Here is a 14,150-nt window from a genome sequence, read left to right as displayed (position 1 = left end):
GGGGCGGTTCAGACAGCGCCGGCGGGCTCGCGTACCCGTACGGCCTCAGGGCCCAGCGGGGCCAGTGCCCGCCGCAGGATCTCGCCGGTCAGCGAGGCGCCGCTGGTGGCGAAGTACCCGTCGGGCCGGATCAGCACCCAGCCGCCGGGCACCAGGCCCAGCGCCTGACGCAGCCGGCCGTCCGGGTCGGCCAGCGCTCCGGGGCCCTCGCCGGGGGCCCCGCCGACGGTTCGTACCGACAGCCACGGGCCGTGCTCGGCGGCCGCGTTGACCGCGGCACGGCGGGCCGCGCCGCGGCCGCCCGCGGCGTACAGCAGCGACCAGCGGGTGTCGCGCAGTTCCTCCTGGAGCGCGTCCGCACCCGGGTCGCCGGGGAAGCGGGCGGCGGCGGCCGACGCACGGCTGCCCGCCGGGGTCCCGATGCCGGGGTCCGGGGTGGTCAGTGAGGACTCGGGGTAGGCCAGGCGCAGCCCGGACATGCCGCCGAGCACCTTGCGCTGGATGGCCCGGCGCAGCGGCGGGACATTGCGCACCACGCCGAAGACGACCGGCAGCATCAGCCCGGCCATCACGTTCTTGAACTGGACCAGGAAGGTGGCCGTACGGGTGCTGCCGAGCAGCGCCTTGCCGATCGGCACGCGCTCCTGGCCGTAGGTGTCGAGCAGTTCGCGCCCGGCCCAGCCCTGTTCGACCTGGGCGAGCTTCCACGCCAGGTTGTACGCCTCCTGCACACCGGTGTTCATGCCCTGCCCGGAGGCGGGGCTGTGCACGTGCGCGGCGTCACCGGCCACGAAGCAGCGGCCCTCGTGCATCCGGGGCACCATGCGCTGCTGGAAGGTGAAGACGGAGGTCCACTGCGGCTCGCCCACGCTGACGCTCTGTCCGAGCCCCGCGCTGAGCTTGGCGCCGAAGCGGCTCGCGGTGCTGCCCGCCGTGTCACCGGCGGGCGCGGTGTCCAGCAGCCGCCAGTGCCCCTGGCGGCTGTACGGCACCATCATCATCGCCTGCCGGCCGGTGTGCACCCAGTAGATGCTGTCCTGTGCGAGGCCGGTGACCACCGGCGCGTCGGCCAGTTCCCAGGTCTCGCTGGACTCGCCGATCAGCGGCAGCTCCAACTGCTTGCGGACCGTGCTGTGGCCGCCGTCGCAGCCGACCAGCCAGGGAACCTCGTACTCCTCCCGCGTGCCGTCGGCACGTTCCAGGCGGGCCCGCACCCCGGAGGGGTCCTGGGCGAGGTCCGTGAGCCGCACGCCCCATTCGACGCGGACGCCGAGCCGGGCCACGGCCTCGCGCAGCACCGCCTCGGTGCGGGTCTGCTCGATGATGACGGTGTACGGGTACCGGGTGGGCATGGAGGAGTAGTCGGCGTCCAGCCGCACCAGCTTGCGCCCGCGGGCGAACATGGTGAAGGCCCGGTTGCGGCGCCCGGCCTCGATCACCGGCGCCACGACGCCCATCTGGTCGAAGGTCTCCAGGGTGCGCGGGTGCACGGCCACCGCGCGGCTGGTGCGCGCGGGCCCGTCGGCGCCGTCGATCAGCCGCACCCGCAGGCCCCTGCGGGCCAGTTCGTGGGCGGCCGTCAGACCGACCGGCCCGGCGCCGACGACCAGGACCTGGGCGGCCCCGGTCTGCGTCCGGGCACCGGTCCGGTCCTGGGCCTGATCAGGCATAGGTACCGGCCGCGTCCAGGCGGGCGCCCACGGGGACCACCTCGTAGAGGCCCGCCTCGGTCGTGACGAGCGGGGAGAGCACGGCGGCGAGGGCGAGGAACTCCGCACTGCCCACGGCGGCCTCGTACTGGTCGAGGTCGTTCCAGTGGGCGATCTCGATGAAGAGCCCGGGCTGGCCGAGGTTGCGCAGCGTGCGGTTGCCGACGTGGCCCTCCGTCGCGGCGAGGTGGGCCGTGACCGGGTCCTTGGCGGCCAGGAACTCGTTGATGTCGCCGAGCACGGTCATCTTCTTGATCAAAGTCACCATGGTGGTTCTCCTCGAATCGGGGTTATCGGTGGGGATGAAAAAAGGGGGGACGGTTCGCCTGGCCTGATCAGGCGTAGGTGCCGTCCTCCTGCAGGCGGGCGCCCGCCTCGACCACCTCGTAGAGGCCCGGCTCGGGCTTGGCGAGCGCGGCGAGCGGGGCGACGAGGGCGCGGAACTCCTCGCTGCCCACGGCGGCCTGGTGGGCGGCCTGGTCGTCCCAGTGGGCTACCTCGACGAAGACGCCGGGCTCGTTCAGGTTGCGCAGGGTGCGGTTGCCGATGTGGCCGGGCTGCGAGCTCATGAAGGCCGTGATCGGCTCCTTGGCGGCCAGGAACTCGTTGACGTCGCCCTGCACGGTCAGCTTGTTGATGAAGGTGGTCATGGTCTCTCCTCAAATCGGGGGGAACGAAGACGGTGGACGGTTCGGGGATCAGGCGGCGGCCTCGGCGGCCGCCCGTTCGTGGAGGGTGCGGCGCAGGCCGCGGCGCTCCGGCTTGCCGACGGGCGTGCGCGGAACGGAGTCGACGACCTCGACGCGGCGGATCTGCTCGAAGGGCGCGAGCCGCTCGTTGGCCCGCACCACGATCGAGTCGACGAGGTCGAGCAGTCCCGGGGCGGTCGGTTCGCGCAGCACGATCCCCGCCCACACCAGGGCCCCGTGGACGGGGTCGGGCCAGCCCACGACCACGCAGTCGGCGACGCGCGGGTCCTCGGCGAGGATCCGCTCGACGGCGGTCGGTGAGACGAGTTCGTTGTCGTACTTGAAGACATCGCCGAGCCGGTCCACGAGGAAGAGCACGTTGTCCGGGGTGACGTAGCCGACGTCGCCGGTGGAGAACCAGCCCTCGGCATCCAGGTGCCCGTGGCCCTCGTCGCCGAGGTATCCGGTCATCACCTGCGGTCCGCGGATCTGGACCTCGCCGGTGCTGTACACGTCGACCGGCTCCCGGGAGGCGAGGTCGACGATCCGGCACCGGGTGCCCGCCACGGGGGCACCGACCGAGCCGGTCAGGGGGTGCTCGGGGTCCTGGCTGTGGGCGAGCGGGGAGAGTTCGGCCATCCCGTAGCCCTGGACGACGGGGACGCCCAGCCAGTCCTGGAGCTGCCGGGTGGCGGCGGGGGCCAGCCCCGTGCCGCCGGACAGGACGGCCTTCAGCCGCAGCCCGGCGGGCGGGGCGGCCCGGCCGGCGCCGTCCTCCTCGCCGAGGCGGACGGCGGCGGCGAGCTGGTGCAGGCGGGCCGGCAGCCCGTAGAAGTGGGTGGCTCCGCTGCGGGCGGCCAGCTCGAGCGCGGCCGTCGGGGCCGGGTCGGAGCACAGCACCTGGCGGGCTCCCGCGTAGATCGCCGAGTTGAGGTGCATGACGTGGTAGAGCGGCAGGTGGTTCAGGGTCACGCTGTCGCTGCCGAGGCCGTGCGCACCGGCGGTCTGGGCGGCGTTGGCCACCAGATTGCGGTGGCTGAGGCGGACTCCGCGGGGCAGGCCCGTCGTGCCCGTCGTGAACTGGATGCAGGCGTCGGCGGCCAGGTCGGCGCTGCCGGCGCCGAGTCCGGCGGGGCCGTGCCCGACGGCGGGCGCCCGGTCCAGGACGACGGCCAGCGGCAGGGTGTCCGCGGGCACCACCCCGTCGGGCGCGTCGGTCACGACGATCTCGGCGAGGGCGGGCAGCTGCTCGCGCGCCTTGACGAGCAGTTCGGCCGTCGCCGTCGGGACCAGGGCCACCTCCACCCGGGCCGTGGCGCAGACGTGGACCAGCCCGGCCTCCTTGATCAGCGGGTTGACCAGGACGACCGTGTTGCCGCTGCGGACGGTGCCGTAGTAGGCGGCGGCGAAGTCCGCGTCCAGGACGTTGGCGACGCCCACGCGGGCGCCCCGGCGGCCGAGCCGGTGCTCCAGGTAGCTCGCGTACCGGTCGACCCGGTCGTCGAGCTCGGCGAAGGTGACCGTGTCGGCGCCCGCCGCGATGGCGCAGCCGCCGGGGTCGCGGACGGCGGCCCGGCGCAGCAGGGTGTCCAGCGGGAGTTCGGGATACGTGAATCGCGGCACGGCTGTCCTCACTGGTCGGGCGGCTGACGGTCGGGCGGTCCGGGGGCCGGGCGGCTTGCGGTGGGCCGGGGGGCGGGCCGGCGGGCGGCTCCTGCGGGTGTCGGGTACCACCGTCGGCATTCGTGCTCGAAGGAGCTTCGAAGCGCACTCAAGCCGGGCCACAGGACACGTCGCGATGGTTGTCGCGCGGTGGCCGGAATCGACGACCGCCACGCGTGCGATGGACGGCCGCTCGAGGAATCGGGCCGGTGCCCACGGCCGTGCCTATCGTTCGCATGACCTCGCACTACCCGGACTTCCGCCGGGGGTACCGCGCCCGGCCCGCCGGGCCGGAAGCCGGCGAGCCCCACGGCGCTGATCGCCGAGGAGGCGTTGAACCGATGGTGACGACGGTACTCATGGACGAAGCCGGGACCCCGGCCGCGCTGGTCGCGGACCCCGATCCCGAGCACAGACCCAGACCCGAGCCGGAGCCGGACGCCGTCGCGCGGCTGCCCCGTCCGGCCGGTCCCGGCCCCTTGTACTTCGCGGCCTCACCGAGCCAGGAGGCGCTCTGGGCCGGACTCCCGCACCGGGCCCGCCCGCCGGTGGTGACGGCGGCGCTCCGGCTGACGGGACACCTGGACACCCGCGCCCTGGCGGCCGCCTGGCAAGCCGTCGCCGGCCGGCACGAGATCCTGCGCAGCCGCTACCTCGTGCACGAGGGCCGGCTCACCCAGGTCGTCGCGGCGCAGGCCGGTCCGACCGTGCCCATCTCGCTGGCGGAGGTCCGCCCGTCGCAGGTGCCCGCGGCCGTCGCGGCGGAGCGGGAGCAGGCGTTCGACCCGGCGCGCGGACCGCTGGCCCGGCTCCGGCTGCTGCGCCAGGGCCCGGGCGACCACGTGGCCGTCTTCGTCCTGCACGAGCTGATCGCCGACGCCGCCGCGCTCGGCGGGCTCGTCGCGGAACTCGCGGCCGCCTACCGCGGCGTGCCGGCGGACCGTCCGGCCGCCCAGTACGCCGACCTCGCCGCCTGGCAGCTGCAGCGCGCGGCGCAGGGACGCATCGACGAGAGCACCGAGTACTGGCTGCAACGGCTCAACGGCGCCGAACCGGCCGTCCTGCCCTGGGACCTGAGCGCGCCGGGTGCGCCCGGGCGCACCCCGGGCGCCGGGCGGGCCCTGTCGTTCCCGCTGCCGCAGGAGCTGTCCGCCAAGATCTCGGAGGCCGCGCGCCGGCACCGGGCCGGCGTGCAGGTGGTGGGCCTGGCCGCCTTCCAGCTGCTGCTGGCCTGCTGGTCGGGCCAGCGGGACATCACTGTCCGCGGGCCCGTCCCCGAGCGCGCGCGGGGCCGGGAGCAGCGCATGCTGGGCCCGCTGTCCCACGCGGTGGCGCTGCGGACCGACCTGACCGGCGCGCCCGCCTTCGGCGAGGTCGTCGACCGGGTCCGGCACACCAGCGCATGGGACTTCGCGCACCACGAGGTGCCGCTGGAGCCGGTCGCCGCGCAGCTGCGCCGGCCGCGGCTGGTGGAGCAACTGGGCGAGGTGCAGTTCGGCGCCGGCCCGGCCGCCGACGGGCCCCGGCGGGGCGCGGCCTCCTGGGGCGGCCGACTGCGCGCCGAGCCGTTCACCTCCGCTCCCGCCCCGGCGGCCCGGCCGCTGACCCTGATGCTGCGGCACGACGAGCGCGCCGCGCACTGCGTGTTCACGTACGACTCGTCCGTGTTCTCCGAGGCCCGCATCCGGCAGCTGCGCGCCGACTACTTCGGGCTGCTCGGCGATGTCGCCGACCACCCGAAGGCCCGCTTCCGCTGACGGGCCTTGCGGCAGCCCCGGCCGGCCCGGTCAGCCCGGTCAGCCCGGCCGGTGCGCCGCCGCCGCGGTGAACAGATCGGTGCGCACGGCCACCGGATCGGTCCCGTACGCGACCTTGCGCGTGATCTTCCCCCCTATGGGGGTGCGCGTGACGATCCCGGCGGTGCGGGCCAGCGCGAACCGGGCGAACGCCCCGTCCGCCCCGAACATCGCGCGCGCCTGCATCCGCTGCATCCGGTGGACCGCCGCGGCCGCGTACGCCCGGCGCCGGGCGTACGGTTCCAGGCCCACTCCCGTGACCGCACCCCGGCCCAGCGCCTCCACGAGCACGGGGTGCAGGGCGGCGGCGTCCTGGAGCGCGAGGTTGATGCCCTGGGCGCCGATCGGGCCGTGCGTGTGCGCGCTGTCCCCGATCAGGACGAGGCCGTCGCGGGTCCACTCCTCGGCGTGCGAGGCGAAGACGTCGAGCAGGGTGAGCTGGTTGAGCGAGGTGAGCTGCTCGTGCAGCAGGTCCGCGAACTGCGGCAGCACCCCCGCCAGTTCGCGCCGGATGTCCTCGATCCCGCGGCCCGGCCGGCTCCATCCGCCGTGCGGCAGGGTCCAGCCGATCCGCAGCCGGTCGGGATGGCTGTCCTGGACCAGGACCGCGCTGCCGCCGGCCCGGTGCACCCTGACCTTCCCGGTGGCCCGGCCGGGCGCGTGCAGCGAGAACCACACCACGTCGTGGGCGAAGGAGTCCGAGCGCCCGGCTCCGATCCCGGCCAGCGCCCGGGTCTTGGAGAACCGTCCGTCCGCGCCGACCACGGCCAGGGCGCGTACGGTGACGGGCGCCCGGTCGGGGCCCCTGGCGACGACCCCGGTGCACGGGCTGCCGGGCCGCTTCTCCAGCAGGGCCGACACCCGGTGGCCCTCCAGGTGCGTGAAGCCGGGCAGCTCCCGGCAGGCGTCCAGGAGTTCGGCCAGCAGGTGCGGCTGCGGGAGGGCCAGCAGGTGGTCGTACGGGGCGGGCAGCCGCCCGTAGTCGATGTCGAGCAGCACCCGGTCGCGGTCCAGCACCTGGAAGCCGGTCAGGGCGAGCGAGCCGCGGGACCGCGCCGGTCCGAGGACGCCGAGCTCGTCGAGGATGCGCTGGCCGCCCGGCTGGAGGATCTCGCCGTGGAACTCCCGCCGCAGGGCGGTGGATCGCTCGATGAGCGTTACGCGGACGCCGGAGCGCAGCAGCATGAGGGTCAGTGCCAGCCCGGCGGGCCCGGCGCCGACGACGCACACGTCGGTCTCGGTCTCGGCGCCGGTGGCGGGGCACGGATCGGGGTGGTCCATGGGAGGTGTCCCTCTCTCGCGGGTCGGTCCGGCCGGTCCGGTCAGTCGGTCTCCGGCCGGGTCAGCACGAGCGCGCTCTGGAACCCGCCGAATCCGCTGCCGAGGGCCAGCACCGCGCTCGTGTGCTGGTGACGGGCAGTCCCGGGGACGAAGTCGAGATCGCACTCCGGGTCGGGCACCCGCAGGTGTGCGGTGGGCGGCACCGTTCCGTACTCGATCGCCAGGGCCCCGGCGGCGGCCTGGAAGGCACCGACCGCGCCGAGGGGGTATCCGGTCATCGAGGCGATCGCGCTGACGGGCACGTTGCGGGCGTGCCGGCCGAGCGCGCGCTTGATGGCCGCGGTCTCGTGCCGGTCGCTCTGCCGGGTGCCCGAGCCGTGCGCGCTGACGTACTCGACGGCGGACGCGTCCAGGCGGGCCTCCTCCAGCGCGGCACCGATGGCCGCGGCCAGCTCCGTGCCGTCCGGGCTGAGCCCCGTCATGTGCTGGGCGGCTGCCCGGCTCGCGTAGCCGGAGAGCTCCGCGTAGATGCGGGCGCCGCGGCGGCGGGCCCGCTCCCGCTCCTCCAGGACCAGGACGCCCGCGCCCTCGCCGAGCACGAACCCGTCACGGGTCCGGTCGAAGGGCCGCGCGGCGCTCGAAGGCTCCGCGTTGCGCCGCGAGGTGATCCGGACGATGTCGCAACAGGCCATGACGACGGGGGAGATCGGGGCCTCGGCGGCCCCGGCGAGCACGACGTCCGCGCTGCCCTCGCGGATCAGCTCGGCTCCGTGGCCGAGCGAGTCCAGGCCGGCCGTACAGCCTCCGGCGACGAACGAGACGGGGCCCTGCGCCCCCGCGTCCCGGGCCACTTCGGCGGCCAGCGAGCCGGGTACGAAGTAGTCGTACAGGTGGGGCACCGCCCGGGTGTGGTCGACCAGCCAGCGGGCGCCGACGTGGCTGGCCACGGCGTACTCCAGGCTCAGCTCGGCGGCGCAGCCGAGCGCGCTGCCCAGGGCGACCCCGGTGCGCAGCGGGTCGAGCGTCGGAGCCGCCCCGCTGTCGGCGAGCGCCTCGCGGGCCCCGGCCAGCGCGAACTGCGTCACGCGGGCGAGGTCCATGGCCTGCCCGGCGCTCAGCCCGTGCTCCCGGGGGTCGAAGTCGATCTCGGCGGCGACGCGCGAGCGCAGCGGCCGGGCGTCGAAGGAGGTGACCGCGCGGGTGGCGGAGCGCCCGGAGGTCAGCATCGACCAGAAGCCCTTGGTGCCGCCACCGCCCGGGGCGACCACCCCGATACCGGTGATGACCACGCGTTTCAACGCCCGGACCGCCCCACCGTCCGGCAGACCTGCCCGAGGAGTCTCGGCAGCTCGCCGTCGCGGACGAAGAAGTGTCCGCCGGGCACCGTTCGGGACTCGAAGCGCCCGGTCGTCCACTCGCTCCAGCCCCGGAGCACGTCGGGGGGTCCCACCGGGTCCTCGCTGCCGGCGACGGCCAGCAACGGGACGGGCACCGGACCGCCGGCGACCGGGTCGAGGGCGGCGGCGCGCAGCGAGGCGGCCAGCCGCAGGTCGTCGCGGAGCACGGGGAAGACGAAGCGGTGCCACACGCCGGGATCGATTCCGGCGGGCACGCCGTCGAAGCTCTCGAGGATGCGCATCAGTTCGTCGTCGGGGGCGTCGGCGGCGAAGGCCGCCCCCGCGAACACGTCGGGCGGCGGCACGGCGCCTATCACCAGCAGCTCGGGCAGCGGCAGTCCCGCGTCGTCCAGCGCGCGGGTGAGCGTGTAGGCGATCAGCCCGCCGAGGCTGTGCCCGTACAGGACGTACGGTCCGGGCGGCTGCTCCTTGAACAGGTCGCGCAGGTCGTCGAGGAGCGCCTCGCGGGTGGTCACCCGCGCCTCGCGGCGCCGCCCGTCACGGCCCGGCAGCAGCTGGGGCTCGGGGGTCACTCCGGGGCCGAGCAGATCGCTCCAGCGGTGGAAGGCCGAGGTCCCGGCTCCCGCGTGCGCGAAGCACACCAGCCGCACGTCCTGTTCCCGTGCCATGCCCCGTCCTTCCTCGCCCGCCATATCCACCCCACCCTGCGCAGCCCGACTCGAGGCCGGCTCGAGCCCTCCCCGGATCCGGGTCACGCCACCGCGGACCGGGGCTTTCGGCCCCGGTCCGCGGTTCCTGCGTTCCCGTGTCGCATCTCAGGCCGCGTACAGGTCGAAGGTGGATCCCCGGCGCGGGCCGGCCGGCACGTCGAGTGCCGGATCCACCGTCAGCATCGCCTGGTGCAGGCGCTGGAGCTGCGGGGAGGGTTCCACCCCGAGGTCCTCGATGAGGCGCATCCGAAGGCGGCGGTAGACGTCGAGCGCGGTGGCCTGACGGCCGGAGCGGTAGAGCGCCACCATCGCCTGCGAGTGCAGGCCCTCGTGCTGCGGGTGCCGGGCGATCAGCTCGGAGAGCTCGGCGATGAGCTCGGTGTGCCGGCCCAGCCGCAGGTCCACGTCGATGCGCCGCTCGACGGTGACCAGCCGGCTCTCCTCGAGGCGCATGACCTCGATCTCGAGGATCGGTCCCACGCGTACGTCGACCAGCGCCGGACCCTGCCAGAGTGCCAGCGCCTGCCGCAGCTTGGTGGCGGTGCGCTCGTCGTCGCCCTCCTCGAAGGCGCTCTGCCCGTCGGCCACCAGTCGCTCGTACTCGTGGACGTCCACGCTCTCCGGGGCGATCTGGAGCAGGTACCCGCCGTGCCGCGTGGCCAGGACCTCCTTGGCGCCGCCCGGGTCGCCCGGCCCCATGGCGGTGCCGAGCCTCCTGCGCAGCTGCAATATGTAGGTCTGCAGGGTGGTGAGCGCGCTCTGGGGCAGGTCGGTGCCCCACACCTCCTCCATCAGGGTCGGTACGGGCATCACCCGCCCCGGGTAGAGCGCGAGCAGCGCCAGAATCTGGCGCGGCTTGCCGGCCGTCGGAACAATCGAGCCCCCGTTGACTTCGGCACTCAACGGACCCAGAACCTGAATCTTCACGGTTTCCTCCGCACGTCGTCGAGTTCCCATCGATTTCAAGCCTTCGACTGAGGCACAGTAGCGGGATCCAGGGCAACACCCCTCAATTTCTTGAGCGCCTGTCGAGCACACCTCGAACTTCGACGTTTCCGCACTTCAGTCAAACTGTTAGATTCCCTTGCGGGATGACTGCCGGAACGTAATTCAACGACCGGCCGTACAGGTCTTTCCGCGATTCCCACCGGATCGCTGGGAGGAGTGACCGATGGAATGGGACGTAAGTCGGAGCGACGGCCTGGACTTCCGCGTCCTGGGCCCCGTCGAGGTGCACGACCACCGGTCGGGCACCCGGATCACGCCGTCCGGCGCCAAGCAGCGCGCCCTGCTCGCGGCCCTGGTCGTACGGGCCGGGGAGGTGCTCTCCGCCGAGCGGCTCATCGACGAACTGTGGGGTGACCGCCCGCCCGCGGGCGCGGCCAACGCGCTGCAGGCCCATGTGGCCCGGCTGCGCCGGCTGCTGGCGCCCGCCGGCGAGGGAGATCCGGGCCAGGCCCTGATCACCACGCACCCGCTCGGCTACCTGCTGCGGCTCGGCTCCGCCCGTACGGACGCCCAGCGCTTCACCCGGCTCTCCGCGCAGGGCCGGGCGGCGGTCGTGGCCGATCCCGCGCACGCCGCCGACCTGCTGGACCGGGCCCTGGCGCTGTGGCGCGGCCCCGCGCTGGAAGGCAGCGGACGGGGCCAGATCTGCGCACGGGAGGCGGAGCGGCTGGAGCAGAGCCGGCTGACCGCCCTGGAGACCTGCTACGAGGCGAAGCTGCGCGGCGCGCGGCACGCCGAGGTCACCGGGGAACTGGAACGGCTCACGGCGGCCCATCCCACCCGGGAGCGCTTCTACGACCTGCTGATGCTCGCCCTGTACCGGTGCGGCCGCCGGTCCGAGGCCCTGGGCGTGTACGAGCGGGCCCGGCAGCGGCTGATGAGCGAGATCGGCATCGGGCCCGGGCCGGCCCTGCGGGACCGGATGGAGTCCATCCTGCTCCGGGAGCCGGGGCTGGACTCCGCCGGACCGCCGGCCGCCACGGGCGCCGACGCGGCCGCGCTGGACCTGGGCGGGGAAATCGCCCGCCTCCGGGCCCGCATCGACGCCATCGGCCGCGAACAGGACGAACTCGTACGCCGTTTCACACTCCTGTCCGAAGGGGCCCGGGAAGTTCCGTCCGGCCTCTGACCGAATGGGAGCGGAAGCCACATTGCCCGGAATTTCGCTCGAGATATTCTCCAGCGCCATTCCAGCGGCGGCGGATATGCGCCCGCCCGGAGCCTTTTCGGCAATGCGACGGCCGATTTCTCGCACCCGGTTCACACTCCGGCGAGTTCCGGCAGCACCAGGCGGCGCGGTGCGGCGCGCCCCCACGGAAATCCGTGGTGCAGGTGGACCGCCGGCAGGTGGGCGACATCGACCTCCACCGCCACCGCCGCCAGCACCTCCGGCACCGGCTCGACCTCGAGGAACCGCCAGCGCCGCGCCGAGTCGTCGGCGGGCGGCCGGAAGGAGAGCACGCCCTGGTCCTCGGCCAGGGTGAACGCGAAGGAGTCGAAGGGCAGGGCGAGTCCCAGGCCGCGGGCCTTGGAGTACGCCTCCTTCAGCGTCCACAGGCGCAGGGCGCGCCGGTCGCGCGGCCGCCCGGGGGCGGCGCGGGCGATCCAGTCCTGCTCCTGGGGGGAGAACGTCGCGATGATGTTCTCCAGCCCGCGTTCGCCCCGGTCCAGCCGCTCGACGTCCACGCCGATGCGGTGCTCGCGGGACACCCCCAGCAGGTTGTACGCGTGGGCGTGCGAGAGGTTGAAGTCCAGGGTGTCGGCGCCGCGCGGCAGTCCTCCGGTGGGCATCTGGAGGAACGGCCGCCCGCGCGAGGAGCGCCAGATGATCGCCTCGGCCTCGGGGATGCCGGTCTCCAGGGCCAGCACCCGGCGCACCAGGGCGTGGGCGACGAGGTACTGGCGGCGGTCGCGTTCGAAGAGGAAGCGCCCGGCGACCTCCTGCTCGTGCTCGTCCAGCCAGTACGAGGCCAGGGTGGCGGCGATCCCGGGGGCGAGGTCCTCGTTGGGACAGAACCACAGGTTGATCGGGACGGGCCCGTTCTCGTCCGGCCCGGAGGACCAGGAGGACCTGGAAAGCCCGGAAGGCCCGGAGGCCCCGGAAGGCAGCAGGGTCATGCCCGCTCCTCCTCGCCGCCCAGCCACAACGGGGTGCGCAGGAACGCGGACGCGGGCAGCGGCACGGCCACGGCGCCCGCCCCGTGGGCCCGCTCCAGCGCCGCCCAGTCGACGTCCAGTCCGGACAGCCACAGGCTCCTGACCTGGTGCAGGTGCCCGGCCCGCCACAGCGCGGCGAGGTAGTCGGCCGTCTCGGGCACGGCGCCCATGCCCAGCGGGTCCGCGCCGCCGTCCCTCAGGTCGGCGCACGGGCCGCCGTCCGCGGCGAACCGTTCCAGGACCTCGGCGAGTTCGGCGGCGCCGGCGACGACGGCCGCGAACCGGCAGTCCATGGCGGCGCGCCCGGTGCGCAGGGCGCGGGCGAGCACCCCCAGCGCCGGTACCGGGCCGACTCCGCGCAGCAGCTCGGCGAACCGGCGTGCGGTGGCGACGAGATGGGCGGGGGTGGGCGCGGACAGCACGAACAGCTCGGCGGCTCCGGCGCCCCCCGTGGGTCCGGCGGCCTCGCCGGACCCGGCGGCGGGGAGGTACTCCTCGAGAATCACGTGCGCGGCGCAGCCACCGGCTCCGTGCGCCCCGACCGACGCCCGGCGGGGCGCCGGCTCCCCGCCCTCCCAGGCCTGCGCCTCGGCCCTGCCCGGACCGGGCACCAGGACCCGGTGGCTCAGCTGGAGCACGGCCCGGGTGAGCGCGGCCGCCGCGGTCACGGCCCCGGCCTCGCCCACGAACGCCCGTACGGAATCGGTGTCCTCGCGGACGGCGACGGTGGAGGCGTCCACCGCGGCCGCCCGCAGCGCGGCGCGCAGCACCCGCTGTCCGGGAGCCTCCTCGTCATCGCTGGCGGCGCGGGACCCGCGGCCGGGTCCGGCGGACGGGAGGCCCGGTGCGGTGTGGCCGACCGCGCTGCCGCTGATCACGCAGTGGACGGTGTCCCCGTCGGCCAGGGCCCGCGCCAGGGGCTTGAGCAGCAGCGCGCCGACGCCCTCGCCCGCGCCGGGACGGCGGCTGGAGGGGTGCAGCAGCAGCTGGACTCCGCCCACGAGCGCGGCGGCGCATTCCCCGGCGCGCAGGGCGGCCGCCGCCAGGTGGAGGGCGACGAGCACGGAGGACTCCGCGGTGTCGACCGACTGGCTGGGGCCGGTGAGGCCGGCCAGGGCCGAGAACCGGTTGGGCAGGCTCCAGTGGCCGCCGCGGGGCAGCCGTACGGGCCGCTCGCGCGTCCAGGTCCGGGCCGCGAGCAGCGCGTAGTCCCCGGTCCCGGCGCAGGTGAACACCCCGACGCTGCGCGGAGTCCCGTCCGCGGCGGTGAGGGCGTCCAGGCGGCCGCCGGTGCATCCGGCGTCCTCGAGGGCTTCCCACGCCGTCTCCAGGAACAGCCGTTCCTGAGGGTCGATCAGGGCCGCCTCGGACACGTCGATCCCGAAGAACCCGGCGTCGAAGTCCTGGACGCGCTCCAGGTAGTGGCCCCGCTCGTCGCCGGGCCGCCCGGACGGCGGCGCTCCGGCGCTGCCGCGCCCCTCGCGCGCCTGGCGCCAGAACGAGGTGAGGTCGGGCGCGCCCGGGTAGCGTCCGGCCATCCCGACCACGGCGATCCGCTCGGTGGGGGACGGTCCTTCCGCGGCCCGCTCCCGCGCGGTGTCCGGCCGCGGAAAGGCCACGGGCACCGGAACCGTGCCGCCGGCGCCGCTACGGGCAGTAGTACCCGTGGCGGTACGGGCACCGGCGCCGGTGCCGGTCAGCAGCGCGGCCGCCTGGGCCCGGTCCAGATGACCGTTCTTGAACCGGGTCAGGACTTCCTTCTCGTCCATCTGGACGCGCT

General features: G+C 74.8%; 12 protein-coding genes. 2 read left to right on the top strand and 10 right to left on the bottom strand.

Annotated features, from left to right (window positions below; all coding sequences use genetic code 11):
- Positions 1-8 precede the first annotated feature (8 nt).
- From OHA89_RS39355 to OHA89_RS39340, 4 genes are all read right to left on the bottom strand, one after another.
- On the bottom strand, positions 9-1,670 hold the full coding sequence (locus OHA89_RS39355; RefSeq protein ID WP_266615979.1) for an FAD-dependent oxidoreductase: 1,662 nt from the start codon (positions 1,668-1,670) through the stop codon (positions 9-11).
- Positions 1,663-1,977, bottom strand: a complete 315-nt coding sequence (locus tag OHA89_RS39350) for an antibiotic biosynthesis monooxygenase (RefSeq protein WP_257559692.1) — start codon at positions 1,975-1,977, stop codon at positions 1,663-1,665. The genes OHA89_RS39355 and OHA89_RS39350 overlap by 8 nt, the downstream gene beginning before the upstream one ends.
- A 67-nt stretch (positions 1,978-2,044) precedes the next feature.
- Positions 2,045-2,359 carry an antibiotic biosynthesis monooxygenase gene (locus tag OHA89_RS39345; RefSeq protein WP_257559691.1) on the bottom strand — a complete coding sequence of 105 codons (315 nt, stop codon included), beginning with the start codon at positions 2,357-2,359 and terminating at the stop codon, positions 2,045-2,047.
- Between the two features lie 48 nt (positions 2,360-2,407).
- Positions 2,408-4,021 carry a class I adenylate-forming enzyme family protein gene (locus OHA89_RS39340; RefSeq protein WP_331761687.1) on the bottom strand — a complete coding sequence of 538 codons (1,614 nt, stop codon included), beginning with the start codon at positions 4,019-4,021 and terminating at the stop codon, positions 2,408-2,410.
- Positions 4,022-4,401: 380 nt separating this feature from the next.
- Between OHA89_RS39340 and OHA89_RS39335 the strand changes: the two genes are divergently transcribed.
- Complete coding sequence (locus OHA89_RS39335) at positions 4,402-5,817, top strand: condensation domain-containing protein (RefSeq protein WP_331761685.1); 1,416 nt, start codon at positions 4,402-4,404, stop codon at positions 5,815-5,817.
- A 39-nt stretch (positions 5,818-5,856) separates the two neighbouring features.
- Here the strand turns inward: OHA89_RS39335 and OHA89_RS39330 are convergent, their stop codons facing one another.
- From OHA89_RS39330 to OHA89_RS39315, 4 genes are all read right to left on the bottom strand, one after another.
- Positions 5,857-7,137 (bottom strand): FAD-dependent monooxygenase, encoded by a 1,281-nt coding sequence (locus OHA89_RS39330; RefSeq protein ID WP_266615973.1) that lies wholly within the window; start codon positions 7,135-7,137, stop codon positions 5,857-5,859.
- A 41-nt stretch (positions 7,138-7,178) separates the two neighbouring features.
- Positions 7,179-8,435 (bottom strand): beta-ketoacyl-[acyl-carrier-protein] synthase family protein, encoded by a 1,257-nt coding sequence (locus OHA89_RS39325; protein ID WP_323186116.1) that lies wholly within the window; start codon positions 8,433-8,435, stop codon positions 7,179-7,181.
- Positions 8,432-9,163 carry a thioesterase II family protein gene (locus OHA89_RS39320; RefSeq protein WP_257559687.1) on the bottom strand — a complete coding sequence of 244 codons (732 nt, stop codon included), beginning with the start codon at positions 9,161-9,163 and terminating at the stop codon, positions 8,432-8,434. The genes OHA89_RS39325 and OHA89_RS39320 overlap by 4 nt, the downstream gene beginning before the upstream one ends.
- Before the next feature lie 147 nt (positions 9,164-9,310).
- On the bottom strand, positions 9,311-10,132 hold the full coding sequence (locus OHA89_RS39315; protein ID WP_257559686.1) for an AfsR/SARP family transcriptional regulator: 822 nt from the start codon (positions 10,130-10,132) through the stop codon (positions 9,311-9,313).
- Positions 10,133-10,376: 244 nt separating this feature from the next.
- On the opposite strand from OHA89_RS39315, the gene OHA89_RS39310 reads away from it, so the two are divergent.
- A complete protein-coding gene (locus OHA89_RS39310; RefSeq protein WP_266615972.1) occupies positions 10,377-11,342 on the top strand; it encodes an AfsR/SARP family transcriptional regulator in 966 nt (321 codons plus the stop codon).
- 131 nt (positions 11,343-11,473) lie between these two features.
- Here OHA89_RS39310 and OHA89_RS39305 read toward each other — a convergent pair whose 3' ends face one another.
- Together OHA89_RS39305 and OHA89_RS39300 are read right to left on the bottom strand one after the other, a co-directional pair.
- Entirely contained in the window at positions 11,474-12,331 is an 858-nt protein-coding gene (locus OHA89_RS39305) for a 4'-phosphopantetheinyl transferase superfamily protein (RefSeq protein WP_266615971.1), read from the bottom strand.
- Positions 12,328-14,139, bottom strand: coding sequence for a beta-ketoacyl synthase N-terminal-like domain-containing protein (locus OHA89_RS39300; protein ID WP_266615970.1), 1,812 nt, complete (start codon positions 14,137-14,139; stop codon positions 12,328-12,330). Before OHA89_RS39300 ends, OHA89_RS39305 begins: the two co-directional genes overlap by 4 nt.
- Between the last annotated feature and the right edge of the window lie 11 nt (positions 14,140-14,150).

The organism is Streptomyces sp. NBC_01546, from assembly GCF_045208355.1.
Classification (GTDB): Bacteria; Actinomycetota; Actinomycetes; order Streptomycetales; family Streptomycetaceae; genus Streptomyces.
Note: the sequence above shows the minus strand (reverse complement) of the source record. Positions and strands in the feature narration are given on the sequence as shown.

What these genes read in the sequence shown, in the direction of transcription:
- OHA89_RS39305 (WP_266615971.1), bottom strand. Translation starts at nt 12,331, where the DNA reads ATGACCCTGCTGCCTTCCGGGGCCTCCGGGCCTTCCGGGCTTTCCAGG.
- OHA89_RS39345 (WP_257559691.1), bottom strand. Translation starts at nt 2,359, where the DNA reads ATGACCACCTTCATCAACAAGCTGACCGTGCAGGGCGACGTCAACGAG.
- OHA89_RS39330 (WP_266615973.1), bottom strand. Translation starts at nt 7,137, where the DNA reads ATGGACCACCCCGATCCGTGCCCCGCCACCGGCGCCGAGACCGAGACC.
- OHA89_RS39320 (WP_257559687.1), bottom strand. Translation starts at nt 9,163, where the DNA reads ATGGCACGGGAACAGGACGTGCGGCTGGTGTGCTTCGCGCACGCGGGA.
- OHA89_RS39350 (WP_257559692.1), bottom strand. Translation starts at nt 1,977, where the DNA reads ATGGTGACTTTGATCAAGAAGATGACCGTGCTCGGCGACATCAACGAG.
- OHA89_RS39355 (WP_266615979.1), bottom strand. Translation starts at nt 1,670, where the DNA reads ATGCCTGATCAGGCCCAGGACCGGACCGGTGCCCGGACGCAGACCGGG.
- OHA89_RS39310 (WP_266615972.1), top strand. Translation starts at nt 10,377, where the DNA reads ATGGAATGGGACGTAAGTCGGAGCGACGGCCTGGACTTCCGCGTCCTG.
- OHA89_RS39335 (WP_331761685.1), top strand. Translation starts at nt 4,402, where the DNA reads ATGGTGACGACGGTACTCATGGACGAAGCCGGGACCCCGGCCGCGCTG.
- OHA89_RS39300 (WP_266615970.1), bottom strand. Translation starts at nt 14,139, where the DNA reads ATGGACGAGAAGGAAGTCCTGACCCGGTTCAAGAACGGTCATCTGGAC.